The organism is Pseudomonas sp. Irchel 3E13 (genome assembly GCF_900187455.1).
Classification (GTDB): domain Bacteria; phylum Pseudomonadota; class Gammaproteobacteria; order Pseudomonadales; family Pseudomonadaceae; genus Aquipseudomonas.
Genome location: NZ_FYDX01000016.1, coordinates 1 through 15651 on the forward strand (window position 1 = coordinate 1; position 15651 = coordinate 15651).

The following is a 15651-nucleotide window of genomic DNA, read 5'->3' on the forward strand; positions in this document are numbered from 1 at the left end:
CTTTCTCGGTCACTTGCTTGACCGCTTCGATCTTGAATTCTTCGGGGTAACGCTGACGACTCATGGCTCCTCCTATTTGGGCCTCATTATGAGGCTTGGAGGTGTCTACGAAACTAGGGGCGATTCAGAATTTGAGAGTGGCACTGCCCTCAACCCCCCGAAAATCATGGCGCGCACTTGATATTTGCCGAGCAGATGCACACAGCCATATTGGCAAAAAAGTGTTGAAAGTATACTGGCTATGCGCCATCACACTTTTGTAAATTTCTAAAAGTCCTGACCCTGATACAGGGTTTGGTGTGATACAAGTGTACCGATCACGGAATGAGTGTTCTTCCCGAACCTAATTTGTAAGTCGGTAACCGATGTCTGATCTTCTATTTTTTCCCATGACTATGCCGGGCGAGATGCTGCACTCTCGTATAACTCGCTATCACTTCCTTTCAGGTAACAAAACCGTTGGGGAAACTTTTCGTGACCTTTTTGGCTCGGACGTTTTCTCCATAGGTACGCTACCCAAGCGGCTAGAGGTGCTCGCTGCCAGGCTACCTGGCGATGCAGAGGCCAACCTCGAGGAGCTGATTTCCACGAACACCACTTTCCCTTTGTACAGACCTTTTCTAGGCATCGCTCAAGAGGGGAATGATGGGGCGACAGGGCTCAGTTTTTGCCGGGTTGCGCGTGTTCCCCGTCGCGAAGGATCCGTCCACGGCAAGGCTAAACTGTGCCCCAGCTGTGTGCAGCAGGATCTACTTGAACTGGGTTATGCCTATTGGCACCGGTCCCACCATATACCGGGTGTCTCCGTCTGTTGGCGTCACGGTGACTTACTGATGCATGTTTGTCCCGAATGCACCCATCCGTTCTTCCGAAAGCTTCGGTTGCTTCCGAGTCTTACCGAGCCTTGCGCATGCGGTTGGAGTGCTCTCTCTCCAGCGGCGGCAAAGAAGGGAAGTCATCTTCAACAGAAGTTCGCGGAGTTCGCACACGAACTGCTTCAGCGAAATATACAGACGATGAGTAGTGAGGCCTTGTGTTCTTGCTATCTGCGCCAATGCAGAAAGCGCGGGTTTATACACGGTAGATTTACAGGCACTTCAAAGCTATTCGACAGTATCCAATCTAAATATGGTGATGAATCTCTATCGGAAATGGACAAAGCCTATGGAGCAGGTAAGCGTTCGCAGTGGCTTAGGTTTACTTCTCATCGAGGTCAGATGGATATGCCGCTCGCGCGTCATCTAATTATTGCGCTACATCTTTTTGGAACAGTAGATGAATTTGAGAGCGCATTGAGGCAAGAACTAATTCTTCAAAGTATTTCAGGTGCAAGATCTCGTTCGAACTTGGAAAAGCCAAAAGTCGGTAAAAAAGAACAGTGTCGGCAAAAAATCGAGACGATTCTAGCAGCACGAACAGATGTCAGTCTGGAGTATCTTTGGAGAAAGGCTTACCAAGCCACACGGTGGCTTAACGAAAACGATAACACCTGGCTGATGGCGAAGCTTAGTGGATCGAAGCCCGAATCGCTTAAGGTCGAGGACGTCAGCGATAAGCGAGACAGCGCGTTCGCCGCCATTCTGAAAGCGAAGGTTGAGGATCTTTACCTGATTTCTAAAGAACAGAAACGGGTGAACCTCGCCAATCTGCAAAAACTACTTCCTGTTCGCCTGCCTCCGAGTCCATCAGTACGTAAGAGCAGATTCCCGCTCACCGTGCAGCAGATTGAACTTCATTTGGAGTCTGTTTGGCATTTTCGACTGAGAAGGTTGATTTGTGCGATTGCGGATATGACAAGACTAAAGCTGCCACTTAACACCGGCGGTCTAAATTTGGTATCCACGGTACCTAATCCGGTCTTCTCTGTTCTTGTCAGTTTTTTTGAGTGGGATTTAGACAGCTTTTCCAGGAACGGTGTTGACCCCGAAGCACTTCTCAAATCAACCGGTGTTCTTAGGGATTGGCAGGGGCCCCCAGGATTCGACTTTTTGCTTGGGGGGAACGCGTACTATCGCAGAAAGTCATCAAGCGGGCCCTCAAGCAACGTGCTGAGCTAACAGTGGAGCAGAGTAATCGCTGCCGTCACCGCGATCATCGCGGAAGGCCAATCAAATGCCCCCACTGAAGCTCTGTGGCCAAAGCACGTGAGAGCCGAAGAGCATGGCGAGGATGATGGCGTCCACCAGCACGATCAGCGGGAACGGCACGTTGAGGGCGAAGATCACCACGAACGAGGCGCCGGCCATGGCCCACAGCCAGCCATTCTTCAGGGCTCGCGAGCCGAGATTGTCTTTTCCCCAGTTCTGTCTGGCAGTCGTGATCAACGTTTTACGCAATCAGCCAGGTGAGTTATTCACTCAGAGCAATGGTCGGTACCTCGCATTTTTGGTGCTGTTCGCTGCTCTTTCTGAAGTCCCTTACCGGATGGTCAGCACCTCGGGCACCTTCAATGTCCTGGTCACGTTGGCGCTAGGGCTTCTGGTCGCTTGGAGAGTTCAGCACCGGACGCTCGAAAGCCTAGTAATGGCTGGCGGTGCAATTCTGGTGGGTTATCTGCTGAGCGAGCCGCTGATGTACTGCTTCTACGGGGTGTTCGTGCCGGCGGCTCTGGTGCTTGCCATCAAACGCCCCGAACTAATCGTCAACTCTCGTACTGGCCTATTCGAACAGGCGGCGCAGCTTGAGCCGTTCGCTGTTCTGGCGCTGCTGATCGCGGCTTTGGCTCCTTTGCTCGGTTTGGTTCTGTTCTGGGCCCGGCTGCCATTCAAGATCTTGCCAGTCACACAGTGGAGCTATTGGTTCTACCCGTCAGGGCTTCTGGGAATTCACAACCTGCTTTAGCTGCGGGCTTTGCTTTAACGCTGGCATCCCCTGGGTCAAGAACGCCAGCGCTGAAAGAGCCCACGCACTGCCTTAATGGCAGTGGCGCTCGCCCGTTTTGTGATTGGTGTGGCAACCCTTGGAGTCAGTACCACCGCTGTGTGCGAAGGCGGCTATCGAGGAGAACGAAAGGACGGCAGCAATCACGAGGGAAACGATTTTCATCAGGCTACTCCATGCTCAGCGTTGTAGTGGCAAATTGCCTTGGCGAGCATATGGCCAAGTGCCTCCCGTTAACAATCCTAATTGCCGCGAAGCCGATGAAAGGAATGACTGGTATGGGTCGTTAGCTGTCGTTCATGACGGGTATCTAACGGAGTGATCTGCTATGCGTCCTATACTCCCGTTGGCAAAACCGGAGGACGGCATGGACGATTTACGGAAAAAGATAGAGGCGGGTGAGCCACTGATGCAGCAGGCCATTGAGGCATTGCGAAGGTACCACGAAGCCAAAGCTGCGGGGCGCCCATCCGATGAGACCGAGCACCTGAGAATTCTGGCGGAGTCGTTACTTGAGGCCGTTTCGGAGTACCAACTTCAAGTATTTGGAGGCCCAACTAGTGTGGTGTTTCACAAGTAACACTCATATTTTGGTCTAGGCTTTTCAGCATCAGAAATGCCTCGGAGCAACGATATGAAAACCGGCCGACCTGCTGCCCTGATTGAGTTGAGCGACGAAGAACACCTCGAACTGCTTCGCCGCTCCCGGCAACGTAAAGGCCCCGCCGAATCCCGAATTCGGGCCGAAATCATCTTGGCGTGTGCAGGTGGAGAGTCAGGCACCTCGATCGCCCACAGGCTCGGTATTGGCGTGCACACGGTTTCACGTTGGAGGGTGCGATTCAGTCGGTTGCGGCTTGATGGTTTGAATGACGAACATCGCTCAGGTCGGCCTCGCAGCATTACCGATGAACAAGTACAGGACGTGGTTAATCAGGTACTGCAATCCAAACCCGAAGATGCCAGCCACTGGAGTACTCGCTCGATGAGTCAGGCAACCGGTATTTCTCCAGCCAGCGTCATGCGGATATGGCATGCCTTCGGACTCAAGCCTCACCTTGAGAAGACGTTCAAGCTTTCGACCGATCCTCTGTTCGTCGACAAGGTCCACGACATTGTTGGGCTCTATCTCAACCCGCCCGACAAGGCTCTGGTGCTCTGTATCGACGAGAAAAGCCAGATTCAGGCGCTGAACCGTACCCAGCCAAGCTTACCTCTTGCCCCCGGCAATCCCGTCACTCGCACACACGACTACAAACGCCATGGAACCACATCGTTGTTCGCGGCGCTGGACATTGCTACGGGTGAAGTCATCGGAAGATTGAAGCGTCGACATAGAAGCACGGAATTTCTTGCCTTCCTCAAAGAGGTGGACGCCAACGTACCAGAGGACATGCCTGTTCATCTGGTGATGGACAACTACGCGACACACAAGACCGACAAAGTGAAAGCATGGTTGGCAGCGCATCCGCGCTACCAAGTGCATTTCACACCGACATCGGCATCCTGGTTGAATCTGGTGGAGCGCTTTTTCTCGACGCTGAGCGAGAAGTGGATCAAGCGCCAGGCACACACCAGCGTGAAGGATCTGGAGGAGTCGATTGAGTACTACTTGTCCACTTACAACGCCAACCCTCGACCGTTTCGCTGGTATCGAAAGGCCGAGGACATTTTGGCGAGCGTCGGCCGGGCGGCCGAGGTATTAGGCCGAAAAATATGAATGTTACTTGTGAAACACCACACTAGGCCTCTTCATTAAAGGTTTATGTCTACAGCTTCTCTTGCCCCTCTGGACCCAAAGCTGCCTTTTATGGAGGGCTGCTGGGGTCATTAGCAGCCTTCCGCCAAGAGCAGCTTTGGGTCGTTAGCTCTCAATCGTCGATGGATACTTTCGCCGCTCAGCTATGCAAGCGACTGGTCAGATCGAACGCCAATCGATGGTCACATCGAATGCAAACAGGTGGTCACGTGGGTGCAATTACACATGGCTGTCTGGCTTGTAAACGTAATCCATATCCTCTGCGCGGATATTCCATTTTTCAGCAGTTTCCCGGGCACCTTCAGCATTGAGCAGTACCTCACGAGCGGGAGGAAACAGGCTTGAGTAGTGATGGGAAAAATGCCCGATCAGCATCAGAATTACCTGCAAGTTGGCCGACCCTAGCATGTATTGATCTGCGAGGTTTCTCGCTTGGCTACTTTGGAGGGTACCGATGAAATCGCTGTGTGCGTGGCCACTTAGAAACGGGTAGTAGGAGGTGAAATAAGTCTTGTGTAGCCCCGCATCCACCGCTAGGTCGTTCCAATGCCACCCTACGTCCCAGCTGCCTTTGCGAAGGCGGTCTTGCTGGGGAGCAGCATATTTTTGGAAGTGCGGTGAGCTTTGAATAGAGGGCCATAGTGCTGCTGCATCGGTCTCTGCCTTGTTTCGGGCTACTCTGGCGTCATCGATGGTTGCTGCTATTTTGCTTCGTTTCTTCCAGCCGCAGTATTCCCAAACGTTATGCCTAAACTCTCGCAGCGAATCATCCCCGCCGCTAAGGAGCCACGTCATTACCAGGTAATTTTCAAGCGCCGAACGGGTCAGAACTGCCATCGAAGAGTGATCAATGAAGCTGCCCGCAGGGATTGTCTCGTTCCTGAATGGAGACGGTTCGAGCAGTGTCCTCACTGAGCACATGTGCCGAAAGAGTTTCTTGGCCAAATCATGTTGACTGAACATCCACGCTGGGGTGTCGGCTGCCGGGTCGGATTGTTCTGCCTGGGCTGTGATCATTTCAGCCATCAACCCGATGAGGACCTCGAACTCTTTTTCCAGCCCGGTCTCTCGCTTGTACTGCATACACATCCTCCTTATCGCAACGTTCCAGTACGCTGAGTCTAGGCTGAGCGTGAACGCTCAGGGAGCCGTCAACGACTGCACAGGCCAACCCTGGATCTGCGAGACGGTGCAAGCCCGGAATAGCGCCTTTGCTCGCTTCGCGGAAGCATGTCGAAACCACCTATCGGATAGCGGTCGTATCTGCTCGTGGATTGGTAAATTTTGAATCAGTCTGAAGACGGGCATGAGCTGCGAGCTCATTGCGCGTACGGATTTGGTGTGGATCTGATTGCGGGGTCTGGCGAGGGGGGAGGCGATGATGGACAACGATGAGATTCGACGTAAGACGCGTCTGAGAGAGGCTCAATCCCTTGAAAGAGCTGTATCCAGGATCCTTGGCAGCGGCGATCTTCTTTGCTTTGAAGATTTAGCTAGTCGCATCCATTTTCAACCCAACCTATCCCGATCAATCCTCAGTACCTGGGAAGCCGAGAACCGTGTGTTCTCGATCATTGTGGATCATGAGGCCCTGTATCCACTCTACGCATTTTCACCCGAAGGTGAGTTGCTGCAATGCATGAACGATATCATCCTGACGTTATCCCCCCGGAAAACTGGCTTAGGAATGGCGCTCTGGTTCGGTAGTTCCAATAGCTATCTCGCGGGTAAGAAGCCACTCGAGCTCTTGCTTCTCGATCCTGCGCTCGTCTCCTCAGCGGCTCGTGCCGAGGTCTGTAGCTTCCTCCAAGGTTAGTTCAGGTCTACATTGGAGGCGCTTTTGGATAGTAGGCGCTCCCTAAACCCAACCTGATCCGAAATAGGTAGTTCGAGAAGCGATGCGATTGTCGGATGCAGTTCCAAGACAGGAGTGCTTAGCGCCGCCTGCAGCCGGCGTTCCAGCGCGCGCCTGGGGGCTCCGCCAAGCGGCTACCCTCGTGGCTAAAACTCGCAAAAAATTATTTATCGAGAAATAGGAAAGAATCCTTTTGGGATAAGCCGGGGCTAAAAACCGATCGCCAAGTCCACGGGAAAATAATATCGGCGTCGTAGTATTACCCCCGAGAAAAAGCAAACCCAACCAAGCAGGAGGTTGGTATTCGCAAGTGACAAAAGTTTACGTGAGATCTACTTAAATATGCTGGTTGCTGGAGCTTTAGCGCTTCTCCAGTACATACCCAACCCCTCTAAGTGTATGGATTAACTTGCTTTCAAAGGGGTCGTCTATTTTCGCCCTGAGCCTACGGATAGAAACCTCAACTACATTGGTGTCGCAGTCAAAGTTCATATCCCAAACTTGAGATATTATCTGCGTACGGCTAAGCACCAGTCCGGTGTTGCGCATCAAATAATGCAGAAGCGCGAACTCTTTAGTCGTCAGGTCAATTCGTTGCCCGTCCCGGAATGCTCTGTGGCGGCTCTGGTCGAGTTCCAGATCAGCTACTCGAATTGTTTCTGTAGACGATGGGTGATCGGACCTACGCATCAAGGCGCGGACGCGAGCAAGCAGCTCAGGGAACTCAAATGGCTTGATCAGGTAGTCATCTGCGCCGTTCTCAAGACCTCTGACCTTGTCGACCAAGCGGCTCCTCGCGGTGAGCATCATGATGCGCGAAGGGCAATTTTTTCGCCTTAGTAGCTCGAGAACCTGCCAACCATCCATATCTGGAAGGTTTATATCGAGAATGATCACCTCGTATTCGTGTTGTTTGGCCAGGAATAGACCATCTGGACCGGTATGTACGCAATCAACGACATAACCACACTCTGTTAGGCCTTGGCGCACATATTCCGCAGTTTTAACCTCATCCTCAATTACCAGAATTCGCATTTGATTTTGTCTCGATATCACTGAGCCATTAACCGTGCGCTTGCGCCGGTGTTACTGAACGGATGATAAATCATAACTAACGTATTAGGGCTCAAATTACATATTTGTAATTTGTAAGCAATGCGCCTGATAACCTTTCGGTATACTGTGTCGCAGTTTTCGTCACCATGATCCCTTTGACTAGAAGGTGATTTAGCCTTATGAAATATTTGGTTGTTTTCTTCTTTGTTTTGATCTCGTTTCGTTCAGATGACGGAGAGGTTCCTCACATTGAAGAGACCGAGCACTGGTGCAGTCATGAGCTACATCGACATGCGATGCATGTACTCGAACGAATATTTAAATTTTAGGTGAAAAAAAGGCGCCCAAAGGACGCCAAATATCCACCTTTTACCAAAGGAGCAATTAAGCTACTCAAGGTGAATTCTTGATGTTAAGTCTTTGGTTGATTCGGATATTTATTAATATCCGAATCAACCGGTGCGATTACAGAATCGAGAGTGGGTACTCCACGATCACACGAGTTTCATCCAGATCCGATTCAAACGCAGTGGCGCGAGTAGTGGCCTGGCGCAACCGGAAGGACAGGTCTTTGGCTGGACCTGTTTGTACGACGTATTTGACCTCGACATCACGCTCCCAACGCTTCTGATTGGTGAGTGGATCGCCGTTATTGTCAGTGCGCATGTAGAACTGGTTGGCGTTCGAGTAGTCTGCGCCTGAGCCTCTGGCGTAGCGGGTCATGAACGAAAGTCCAGGAATGCCGTAGCTAGACATGTTCAGGTCATAGCGCAGCATCCAGGAGCGTTCCTTCGGAGAGTTGAAGTCGCTGTATTGGATCGAGTTGTCGACGAAAATGGAATCCGACTGACGCAGATAATCGAAGTCGTCATCGCCGTTGTTGCGCTGGTGCGACAGTGCGAGGGTATGAGCACCATAACGTACTCCGACCTTAGCACTCCAGATGTTGTTATCGAACTCACCCAGGCGTCGCTTGCCCTCATCTACAGCCTTGTAATAATTGAAGCCACCGAGCAGCGCGAGGTTGTCGCTCAGTGGGTAAACGACGCTGGTGCCAGCGTAGTATTGATTCCAGACATCTTTCAGTTGACTGGCGTATACGCTCACGGTGACATTGTCGTTGACCTGATAGTCGCCACCACCGTAACCGATCCAAGGCGAGTTTACCGGGCCGCCATAGAAGGTAACGAAGTTATCGTTCAGGTTGCTGGAAACCGGCTGGCTCATCGCATGCAGTCGACCCCCCTGCAGGGTGAGGCCCTGGATGCTGGTGTTTTCAACCGTCACACCACGGAAACTCTCTGGCAGCAGGCGAGAGTCGCCCGATGCAACCACGGGCGTCGATGGAAAAACATCACCCACCTTCACCACGGTATCGAACAAGCGGACTTTTGCTGCGCCACCAACCTTGGTGTACTCATCGCGAGCTTCGCCCTTGTTATCAACGGGAAGCACGTCGAAGGAGCTTCGGCCGCCGTTGCGTCCGTCGCCGGTATCAAGCTTGAGGCCGATCATAGCGAAGGCATCAACACCAAATCCGACTGTACCTTGGGTAAACCCGGAGTTGAATTTGGAAATGATCGCGTGTGCCCAGGCTTCGGAATAGCCATTGGTATTGCCCTTGCCGCTATTATAGGTAGGGGCAGAACCATCGCGATTATCACGATTGAAGTAGAAGTTTCTGTTCAGGACAGTGAGGCTACTGCCTTCAATAAAGCCTTCCGGCTTTTCTTCAGCTTGTGCCGAGATAGCATAGCTTCCAGAGAGCGCAGAAACTGCGGCCAGATAAAGTGGTACCTTAATTCTCATTCGATGCTCCTTTGATTTATGGCAGCTTTTATTATGTTTTACTTGCGCGGGCGTCTTTATATGTTCTAACCCGGCAGCGCGCCTAGCGTAGCGCCGAGCTAATATTTGCAGGGCAAAGATAACGAGAGGGTGATAGATCAATTACAATTTCGTCATCTGTTCGTTATCTTTCTCGGTTTTACGCGTGCTACTCATTTGCCTGGTCTGTAATAAAATCCGTCACATGGGCCGATTTCTTCAGTGTTTACAGGTGATACCGGCATTTCTTACGAAATTGTAATTTTCTAGCCACCCCTCTGATAGCTGCCGCTGATTAGAGTGCCATCACCTAATCCAGTGGGGCTTGGCAGCTGATTCCGCGTTCTCGCCAAGCTTTATCAAAGTTTGTGCACGAGGACTATCAAAGTGCCCCGGTATAACCGCAATATTTTAACCAAGACCTCTGTCTCGCCCTGGAAGATCGCTGCGCTCTGTGTGGCTATCTCCGGATTGATGGCACCTGGTGCATTTGCTCAAAGCATCAGCTTGCCGCAAGCACTCTCCACAGCAATGGATGCCAACCCAGATCTCGCTGCAGCTAGACAGGAGATTGGGATAGCGGACGGCGCCCGCAAGCAGGCTGGGCTTATCCCCAACCCCGAAATTTCGTACGACGTTGAGGACACTCGTCGGAGCAACAGCCAAACGACCGTTACGCTTAGCCAGACGCTCGAGCTTGGTGGTAAGCGGGGTGCCCGCGTTGAAGTCGCCACCTACGGCCAAACTGTCGCGCAGTTGGAGTTAGATCGTCGTGTAAACGGACTGCGGGCTGACGTCGTTCAGGCTTTTTACGCAGCCCTGCGGGCCCAGACTGGGTTGGATTTGGCTAAACAATCTCTGGAGTTGACTGAGCGTGGCCTTCGGGTTGTCGATGGACGCGTCCGCGCAGGTAAGTCTTCCCCTGTGGAGTCCACGCGTGCCCAGGTGCAACTGGCCGAAGCCAAGCTGCAGGTTCGCCGCGCTGAAACGGAGAAAGCGAACGCCTACCAGCAGCTCAGCCAAATTACTGGTAGCTCGGTGACCGTATTTGATCGTCTGGACTCTCCGACCCTGTCTCCGGGGGTGCCTCCTCAGACGGAAGAACTGCTTTCGAAACTCGATCAGACTGCCGAGATGCGTCAGGCAGTAGTGCAGATCGACAAGAGCGACGCCTCGCTTGGTGCAGAAAGAGCACAACGTATTCCGAACCTAACGGTGAGTGTGGGTAGCCAATACGACCGCTCCGTGCGTGAGCGTATCAATTTGGTTGGACTGTCCATGCCACTACCTCTGTTTGATCGTAATCAGGGCAACATTCTTTCCGCTTCTCGACGTGCAGATCAGGCCCGAGACCAGCGTAACGCTGTGGAACTGCGACTTCGTTCGGAAACCCAGACCGCACTGAACCAGTGGACCACCGCCATGCAAGAGGTTGAGTCCTACGACAAGACCATTCTGCCGTCTGCCCAGCAGGCTGTGGAAACCGCAACCCGCGGATTCGAGATGGGCAAATTCGGCTTCATCGAGGTGCTGGATGCCCAGCGCACTTTGATCCTCGCGCGTGGCCAGTACCTCGACTCGCTGGCAGCTGCGACCAATGCGCGTGCGCAGGTGGAAAGGGTTTATGGCGACGTTGGTACGAGTGCCGGCGTTCGCTGAACAGGACACACAATTCTTGAGCACTGGTTTTGAAAAACGCGGTGCCTACGATCAGCAGGAGTAGCAATGGATAACAAACGCAAGATCGCCCTCGCGGTTGCCGCTGTGGCAGCCCTCGGATTTGGCAGCCTTGCCTGGGATAGCAGTTCCGAGTTGCAGGCAGCCGGCGCTGCCGAGCACGGCGCTAACGATGGCCATGGCGACGAAAAAAAGACCACTTCATCCGCCCAAAAGGCTGGTGATGAGGGGCATGGTGAAGAAGGCCATAGCGAAGAGGGTGGAGAGGAAGAGGGCAAGCTGACGCTCAGTGCCGAGCAGATCAAAGCAGCCGGTGTCGTCTTGGAGTCTGCAGCTCCTCGTGACCTGGGCACAATTGTGAGTTTCCCAGGCGAGATTCGCTTCGATGAAGACCGCACTGCACACGTTGTTCCTCGTGTACCGGGTGTTGTGGAAACTGTTCAGGCCAACTTGGGCGAGACGGTCAAGAAGGGCCAAGTCCTCGCTGTGATCGCTAGCCAACAGATCTCTGATCTGCGCAGTGAGCAACAAGCCGCACAGCGTCGCCTAGAACTGGCCCGCGTGACCTTCGACCGTGAGAAACAGCTGTGGCAGGACAAGATCTCTGCCGAGCAGGATTACCTCCAGGCACGCCAGGCGCTGCAGGAGGCCGAGATCTCGCTGGCCAACGCCAAGCAGAAGGTCGGCGCGATCGGTGCCTCGGTCAATTCCGTTGGCGGTAATCGCTACGAGCTTCGCGCCCCCTTTGACGCTGTGGTGGTGGAGAAGCATCTGACCATGGGTGAAGTCGTCAGCGAGGCGACCAACGCCTTCATTCTCTCCGACCTCAACCAAGTCTGGGCCACCTTCGCAGTTCCTCCTACCGACTTGGGCAAGGTCGTGACTGGCCGCGCCGTGAAGGTTTCTTCGCCTGACATGAACGTCTCGGTCGACGGCAAGGTGGGTTATGTCGGCAGCCTGTTGGGCGAGCAAAACCGTGCAGCGACCGTCCGCGTGACCCTGACCAACCCTAGCGGCGCTTGGAGACCAGGTCTGTTCGTGAACATCGCGGTCACCTCTCAGACTGATCGAGTCGCCGTTGCAGTTCCTGAAAGCGCCGTACAGACCGTGGAAGACAAACCTTCGGTATTCGTGCGTACCCCAGAGGGCTTTGACACTCGCCCGGTAAAAACCGGCCGCCGCGACAATGGGTATGTGGAAATCACCGACGGCATCGAAGCCGGCGCCCAGGTTGCAGCCAGTGGCAGCTTCACACTCAAGTCCGAGCTTGGCAAAGCATCTGCCGAGCACGGGCACTGATGCGAACTGACAGGATGATTTCTCATGTTTGAACGTATCATCAGATTTGCCATTGAGCAGCGCATCGTCGTAATGATCGCTGTTCTGATCATGGCCGGCATCGGCATTTACAGCTATCAGAAGCTGCCGATCGATGCGGTACCCGACATTACCAACGTCCAGGTGCAGATCAACGCTTCAGCGCCTGGCTATTCGCCTTTGGAAACCGAACAGCGGATCACGTTTCCTGTTGAAACGGCCATGGCCGGTCTCCCGGGCCTTCAGCAGACCCGTTCCCTGTCTCGCTCTGGCCTGTCTCAGGTCACCGTGATCTTCAAGGACGGCACGGACATCTTCTTTGCTCGCCAGTTGATCAACGAGCGATTGCAGGTTGCGAAGGAACAGCTGCCAGAGGGTGTAGAGGCCGTAATGGGTCCGGTATCCACCGGTCTTGGCGAGATCTTCCTGTGGACCGTCGAAGCCGAAGATGGCGCAGTCAAAGAGGACGGTACACCGTACACGCCCACCGACCTGCGGGTAATCCAGGACTGGATCATCAAGCCTCAACTGCGCAACGTCCCAGGTGTGGCCGAGATCAATACCATTGGTGGCTACGCCAAGCAGTTCCTGGTCGCGCCGGATCCGAAGCGCCTTGCTACCTACAAGCTAACCCTCAACGACCTGGTCGCAGCGCTGGAGAGCAACAACGCCAACGTTGGCGCCGGTTACATCGAGCGTAATGGTGAGCAGTTGCTCATCCGTGCGCCGGGTCAGCTAGGCAACATCGAAGACATCGCCAACATCGTGATCTCCAGTGTGGATGGCGCTCCTATTCGCATCAGCAACGTCGCTGATGTCAGCATCGGCAAAGAACTCCGTACAGGTGCTGCCACTGAGAACGGCCGCGAGGTCGTGCTCGGTACCGTATTTATGCTGATCGGTGAAAACAGCCGTACCGTGTCCCAAGCTGTCGCTGCCAAGCTGGCTGACATCAATCGCACCCTGCCAAAGGGCGTGGTCGCCGTAACTGTTTACGACCGTACCAACCTGGTTGAAAAAGCTATTGCGACGGTGAAGAAGAACCTGGTGGAAGGTGCGATCCTGGTAATCGCCATTCTGTTCCTGTTCCTCGGTAACATCCGTGCAGCACTGATCACCGCGATGGTGATCCCGCTGTCCATGCTGTTCACCTTCACGGGTATGTTCAACAACAAGGTCAGTGCCAACCTAATGAGTTTAGGGGCGCTCGACTTCGGCATCATCGTAGACGGTGCCGTGGTTATCGTGGAAAACGCGATCCGTCGCCTGGCTCATGCACAGCACAAGCATGGCCGCATGCTAACCAAAGCCGAGCGCTTCCATGAGGTCTTCGCTGCCGCGGGTGAAGCTCGCCGGCCACTGATCTTCGGCCAGTTGATCATCATGGTGGTTTACCTGCCGATCTTCGCCCTCACCGGCGTCGAAGGCAAAATGTTCCACCCCATGGCCTTCACCGTCGTGATGGCGCTTCTGGGTGCAATGATTCTTTCCGTCACCTTCGTACCTGCGGCCATCGCCATGTTTGTCACTGGCAAGGTCAAGGAAGAGGAAGGTGTGGTGATGCGCACTGCGCGGCGCCGTTATGAGCCGGTTCTGCAATGGGTACTTGGGCATCGGAATATTGCTTTCTCGGCCGCAGTAGTCTTGGTCGTGCTGAGCGGTGTGCTTGCAAGTCGTATGGGTAGCGAATTCATCCCTAGTCTGAGTGAGGGGGACTTTGCTATGCAGGCCTTGCGTGTGCCTGGGACGAGCTTGAGCCAGTCTGTTGAAATGCAACAGCGCCTTGAGAAGGCCGTGATTGAACAGGTGCCGGAAGTAGAGAGGATGTTTGCGCGTTCGGGCACGGCAGAAATTGCATCTGACCCGATGCCGCCCAATATCTCCGACGCCTACATCATGCTCAAACCTAAGGACCAGTGGCCCGACCCCAAGAAGCCTCGCGATGAGCTGATTGCTGAAGTGCAGAAAGCTGCTGCCAACGTTCCAGGCAGCAACTATGAGTTGTCCCAGCCCATCCAACTGCGTTTCAACGAGTTGATTTCCGGCGTTCGAAGCGACGTCGCTGTGAAAGTTTTTGGCGACGACATGGGTGTGCTCAACAGCACGGCTAACAAGATTGCCTCAGCGCTCAAGGCGGTACCGGGCTCTTCGGAGGTCAAGGTTGAACAGACCACCGGCCTGCCGGTGCTGACTATCAACATTGATCGTGAGAAAGCCGCACGCTACGGTCTGAACATTGCGGATGTTCAGAACTCGATCGCCATCGCTGTCGGTGGCCGTACGGCCGGCACGTTGTATGAAGGTGACCGTCGCTTCGACATGGTGGTGCGCCTGCCTGAGGCCGTGCGTACCGATGTAGCAGGTATGTCCAGCCTTCTGATCCCTGTGCCGGCCAATGCCTCTCAAGGCGCCAATCAGATTGGATTCATCCCGTTGTCGCAGGTCGCCAACCTGGACCTGCAACTGGGTCCGAACCAGATCAGCCGCGAGAACGGCAAGCGTCTGGTGATCGTCAGTGCCAACGTCCGGGGCCGCGACCTTGGGTCGTTCGTTGAAGAGGCCAGCGCGTCCCTGGCAACGAATGTGGAGATCCCCGCCGGCTACTGGACCAATTGGGGTGGTCAGTTCGAGCAGTTGCAGTCGGCTGCCAAACGTCTGCAGATTGTCGTTCCGGTCGCTTTGCTGCTGGTCATGACCTTGCTGTTCCTGATGTTCAATAACCTCAAAGACGGCATGCTGGTCTTTACCGGCATTCCATTCGCTCTCACTGGTGGGGTCATGGCGTTGTGGCTGCGGGACATCCCATTGTCGATCTCCGCAGGTGTTGGCTTCATTGCGCTCTCAGGTGTGGCGGTGCTTAACGGCCTGGTGATGATTGCTTTCATCCGAGGCCTGCGAGAGGAAGGACGCACGCTCAGACAAGCCGTCGATGAGGGCGCTCTGACTCGACTTCGCCCCGTTCTGATGACTGCCTTGGTTGCATCACTGGGCTTCATCCCGATGGCCTTGGCCACTGGTACCGGGGCAGAAGTTCAGCGGCCACTGGCGACGGTGGTGATCGGTGGGATCTTGTCTTCCACGGCGCTGACCTTGCTGGTACTTCCCGCCCTGTATCATTGGGCGCACCGCAAGGATGAAGACGGCGATGAGGTCGAAGTCGTCAACTGATACTCGTTAAGAAAAAGCCCACAATATGCATTGTGGGCTTTTTTCTATCTGAACTAGTTTAGCCAACCTTACAAAATTGTAAGTCTCTCGTCATGCCGGTGATGTCTGTAGG

Annotated in this window: 13 protein-coding genes and 1 pseudogene; 9 read left to right on the forward strand and 5 right to left on the reverse strand. The window is 54.0% G+C overall.

Annotated features, from left to right (window positions below; all coding sequences use genetic code 11):
* Together CKW37_RS33065 and CKW37_RS24865 are read left to right on the forward strand one after the other, a co-directional pair.
* A pseudogene (locus CKW37_RS33065) lies at positions 1–181 on the forward strand (hypothetical protein); the annotation flags it as partial.
* 184 nt (positions 182–365) lie between these two features.
* A complete protein-coding gene (locus CKW37_RS24865; RefSeq protein ID WP_075804296.1) occupies positions 366–2057 on the forward strand; it encodes a TnsD family Tn7-like transposition protein in 1692 nt (563 codons plus the stop codon).
* 51 nt (positions 2058–2108) lie between these two features.
* Here the strand turns inward: CKW37_RS24865 and CKW37_RS33320 are convergent, their stop codons facing one another.
* On the reverse strand, positions 2109–2246 hold the full coding sequence (locus CKW37_RS33320) for a hypothetical protein (RefSeq protein ID WP_256587861.1): 138 nt from the start codon (positions 2244–2246) through the stop codon (positions 2109–2111).
* Here CKW37_RS33320 and CKW37_RS24870 point away from each other — a divergent pair.
* Positions 2245–2841: a TraX family protein gene (locus CKW37_RS24870; protein WP_009405340.1), complete on the forward strand. Its 597-nt coding sequence runs from the start codon at positions 2245–2247 to the stop codon at positions 2839–2841. The two genes, CKW37_RS33320 and CKW37_RS24870, sit on opposite strands and share 2 nt — an antisense overlap.
* Positions 2842–2913: 72 nt before the next feature.
* On the opposite strand, the gene CKW37_RS24875 is transcribed toward CKW37_RS24870, so the two are convergent.
* Positions 2914–3045, reverse strand: a complete 132-nt coding sequence (locus CKW37_RS24875; RefSeq protein WP_095158879.1) for a YHYH domain-containing protein — start codon at positions 3043–3045, stop codon at positions 2914–2916.
* A gap of 202 nt (positions 3046–3247) precedes the next feature.
* Between CKW37_RS24875 and CKW37_RS24880 the strand changes: the two genes are divergently transcribed.
* Both CKW37_RS24880 and CKW37_RS24885 read left to right on the forward strand, forming a co-directional pair.
* Positions 3248–3460 (forward strand): hypothetical protein, encoded by a 213-nt coding sequence (locus CKW37_RS24880; protein WP_037061891.1) that lies wholly within the window; start codon positions 3248–3250, stop codon positions 3458–3460.
* A gap of 54 nt (positions 3461–3514) precedes the next feature.
* Positions 3515–4600: an IS630 family transposase gene (locus CKW37_RS24885; RefSeq protein ID WP_043859632.1), complete on the forward strand. Its 1086-nt coding sequence runs from the start codon at positions 3515–3517 to the stop codon at positions 4598–4600.
* Between the two features lie 258 nt (positions 4601–4858).
* Here CKW37_RS24885 and CKW37_RS24890 read toward each other — a convergent pair whose 3' ends face one another.
* Positions 4859–5722 (reverse strand): DUF5677 domain-containing protein, encoded by an 864-nt coding sequence (locus CKW37_RS24890; RefSeq protein WP_009395008.1) that lies wholly within the window; start codon positions 5720–5722, stop codon positions 4859–4861.
* Between the two features lie 298 nt (positions 5723–6020).
* Between CKW37_RS24890 and CKW37_RS24895 the strand changes: the two genes are divergently transcribed.
* Complete coding sequence (locus tag CKW37_RS24895; protein ID WP_037058650.1) at positions 6021–6455, forward strand: hypothetical protein; 435 nt, start codon at positions 6021–6023, stop codon at positions 6453–6455.
* 399 nt (positions 6456–6854) lie between these two features.
* Here the strand turns inward: CKW37_RS24895 and CKW37_RS24900 are convergent, their stop codons facing one another.
* Together CKW37_RS24900 and CKW37_RS24905 are read right to left on the reverse strand one after the other, a co-directional pair.
* Positions 6855–7529: a heavy metal response regulator transcription factor gene (locus tag CKW37_RS24900; protein WP_009395004.1), complete on the reverse strand. Its 675-nt coding sequence runs from the start codon at positions 7527–7529 to the stop codon at positions 6855–6857.
* Positions 7530–8015: 486 nt separating this feature from the next.
* Entirely contained in the window at positions 8016–9359 is a 1344-nt protein-coding gene (locus CKW37_RS24905) for an OprD family porin (RefSeq protein ID WP_009395002.1), read from the reverse strand.
* Between the two features lie 405 nt (positions 9360–9764).
* On the opposite strand from CKW37_RS24905, the gene CKW37_RS24910 reads away from it, so the two are divergent.
* The 3 genes from CKW37_RS24910 (at position 9765) to CKW37_RS24920 (ending at position 15539) form a co-directional block, all read left to right on the forward strand.
* Complete coding sequence (locus CKW37_RS24910; RefSeq protein ID WP_143502135.1) at positions 9765–11036, forward strand: TolC family protein; 1272 nt, start codon at positions 9765–9767, stop codon at positions 11034–11036.
* 66 nt (positions 11037–11102) lie between these two features.
* Positions 11103–12353: an efflux RND transporter periplasmic adaptor subunit gene (locus tag CKW37_RS24915; protein ID WP_009394999.1), complete on the forward strand. Its 1251-nt coding sequence runs from the start codon at positions 11103–11105 to the stop codon at positions 12351–12353.
* Between the two features lie 24 nt (positions 12354–12377).
* The gene (locus tag CKW37_RS24920) at positions 12378–15539 is read left to right on the forward strand and encodes a CusA/CzcA family heavy metal efflux RND transporter (protein ID WP_009394998.1); all 3162 of its coding nucleotides are present in this window, start codon (positions 12378–12380) and stop codon (positions 15537–15539) included.
* Positions 15540–15651 lie beyond the last annotated feature (112 nt).

Bases quoted from the DNA above. Each gene is read 5' to 3' on its own strand.
- CKW37_RS24865 (WP_075804296.1), top strand. From the start codon at position 366: ATGTCTGATCTTCTATTTTTTCCCATGACTATGCCGGGCGAGATGCTG.
- CKW37_RS24870 (WP_009405340.1), top strand. From the start codon at position 2,245: ATGGCCCACAGCCAGCCATTCTTCAGGGCTCGCGAGCCGAGATTGTCT.
- CKW37_RS33320 (WP_256587861.1), bottom strand. From the start codon at position 2,246: ATGGCCGGCGCCTCGTTCGTGGTGATCTTCGCCCTCAACGTGCCGTTC.
- CKW37_RS24875 (WP_095158879.1), bottom strand. From the start codon at position 3,045: ATGAAAATCGTTTCCCTCGTGATTGCTGCCGTCCTTTCGTTCTCCTCG.
- CKW37_RS24880 (WP_037061891.1), top strand. From the start codon at position 3,248: ATGGACGATTTACGGAAAAAGATAGAGGCGGGTGAGCCACTGATGCAG.
- CKW37_RS24885 (WP_043859632.1), top strand. From the start codon at position 3,515: ATGAAAACCGGCCGACCTGCTGCCCTGATTGAGTTGAGCGACGAAGAA.
- CKW37_RS24890 (WP_009395008.1), bottom strand. From the start codon at position 5,722: ATGCAGTACAAGCGAGAGACCGGGCTGGAAAAAGAGTTCGAGGTCCTC.
- CKW37_RS24895 (WP_037058650.1), top strand. From the start codon at position 6,021: ATGGACAACGATGAGATTCGACGTAAGACGCGTCTGAGAGAGGCTCAA.
- CKW37_RS24900 (WP_009395004.1), bottom strand. From the start codon at position 7,529: ATGCGAATTCTGGTAATTGAGGATGAGGTTAAAACTGCGGAATATGTG.
- CKW37_RS24905 (WP_009395002.1), bottom strand. From the start codon at position 9,359: ATGAGAATTAAGGTACCACTTTATCTGGCCGCAGTTTCTGCGCTCTCT.
- CKW37_RS24915 (WP_009394999.1), top strand. From the start codon at position 11,103: ATGGATAACAAACGCAAGATCGCCCTCGCGGTTGCCGCTGTGGCAGCC.
- CKW37_RS24920 (WP_009394998.1), top strand. From the start codon at position 12,378: ATGTTTGAACGTATCATCAGATTTGCCATTGAGCAGCGCATCGTCGTA.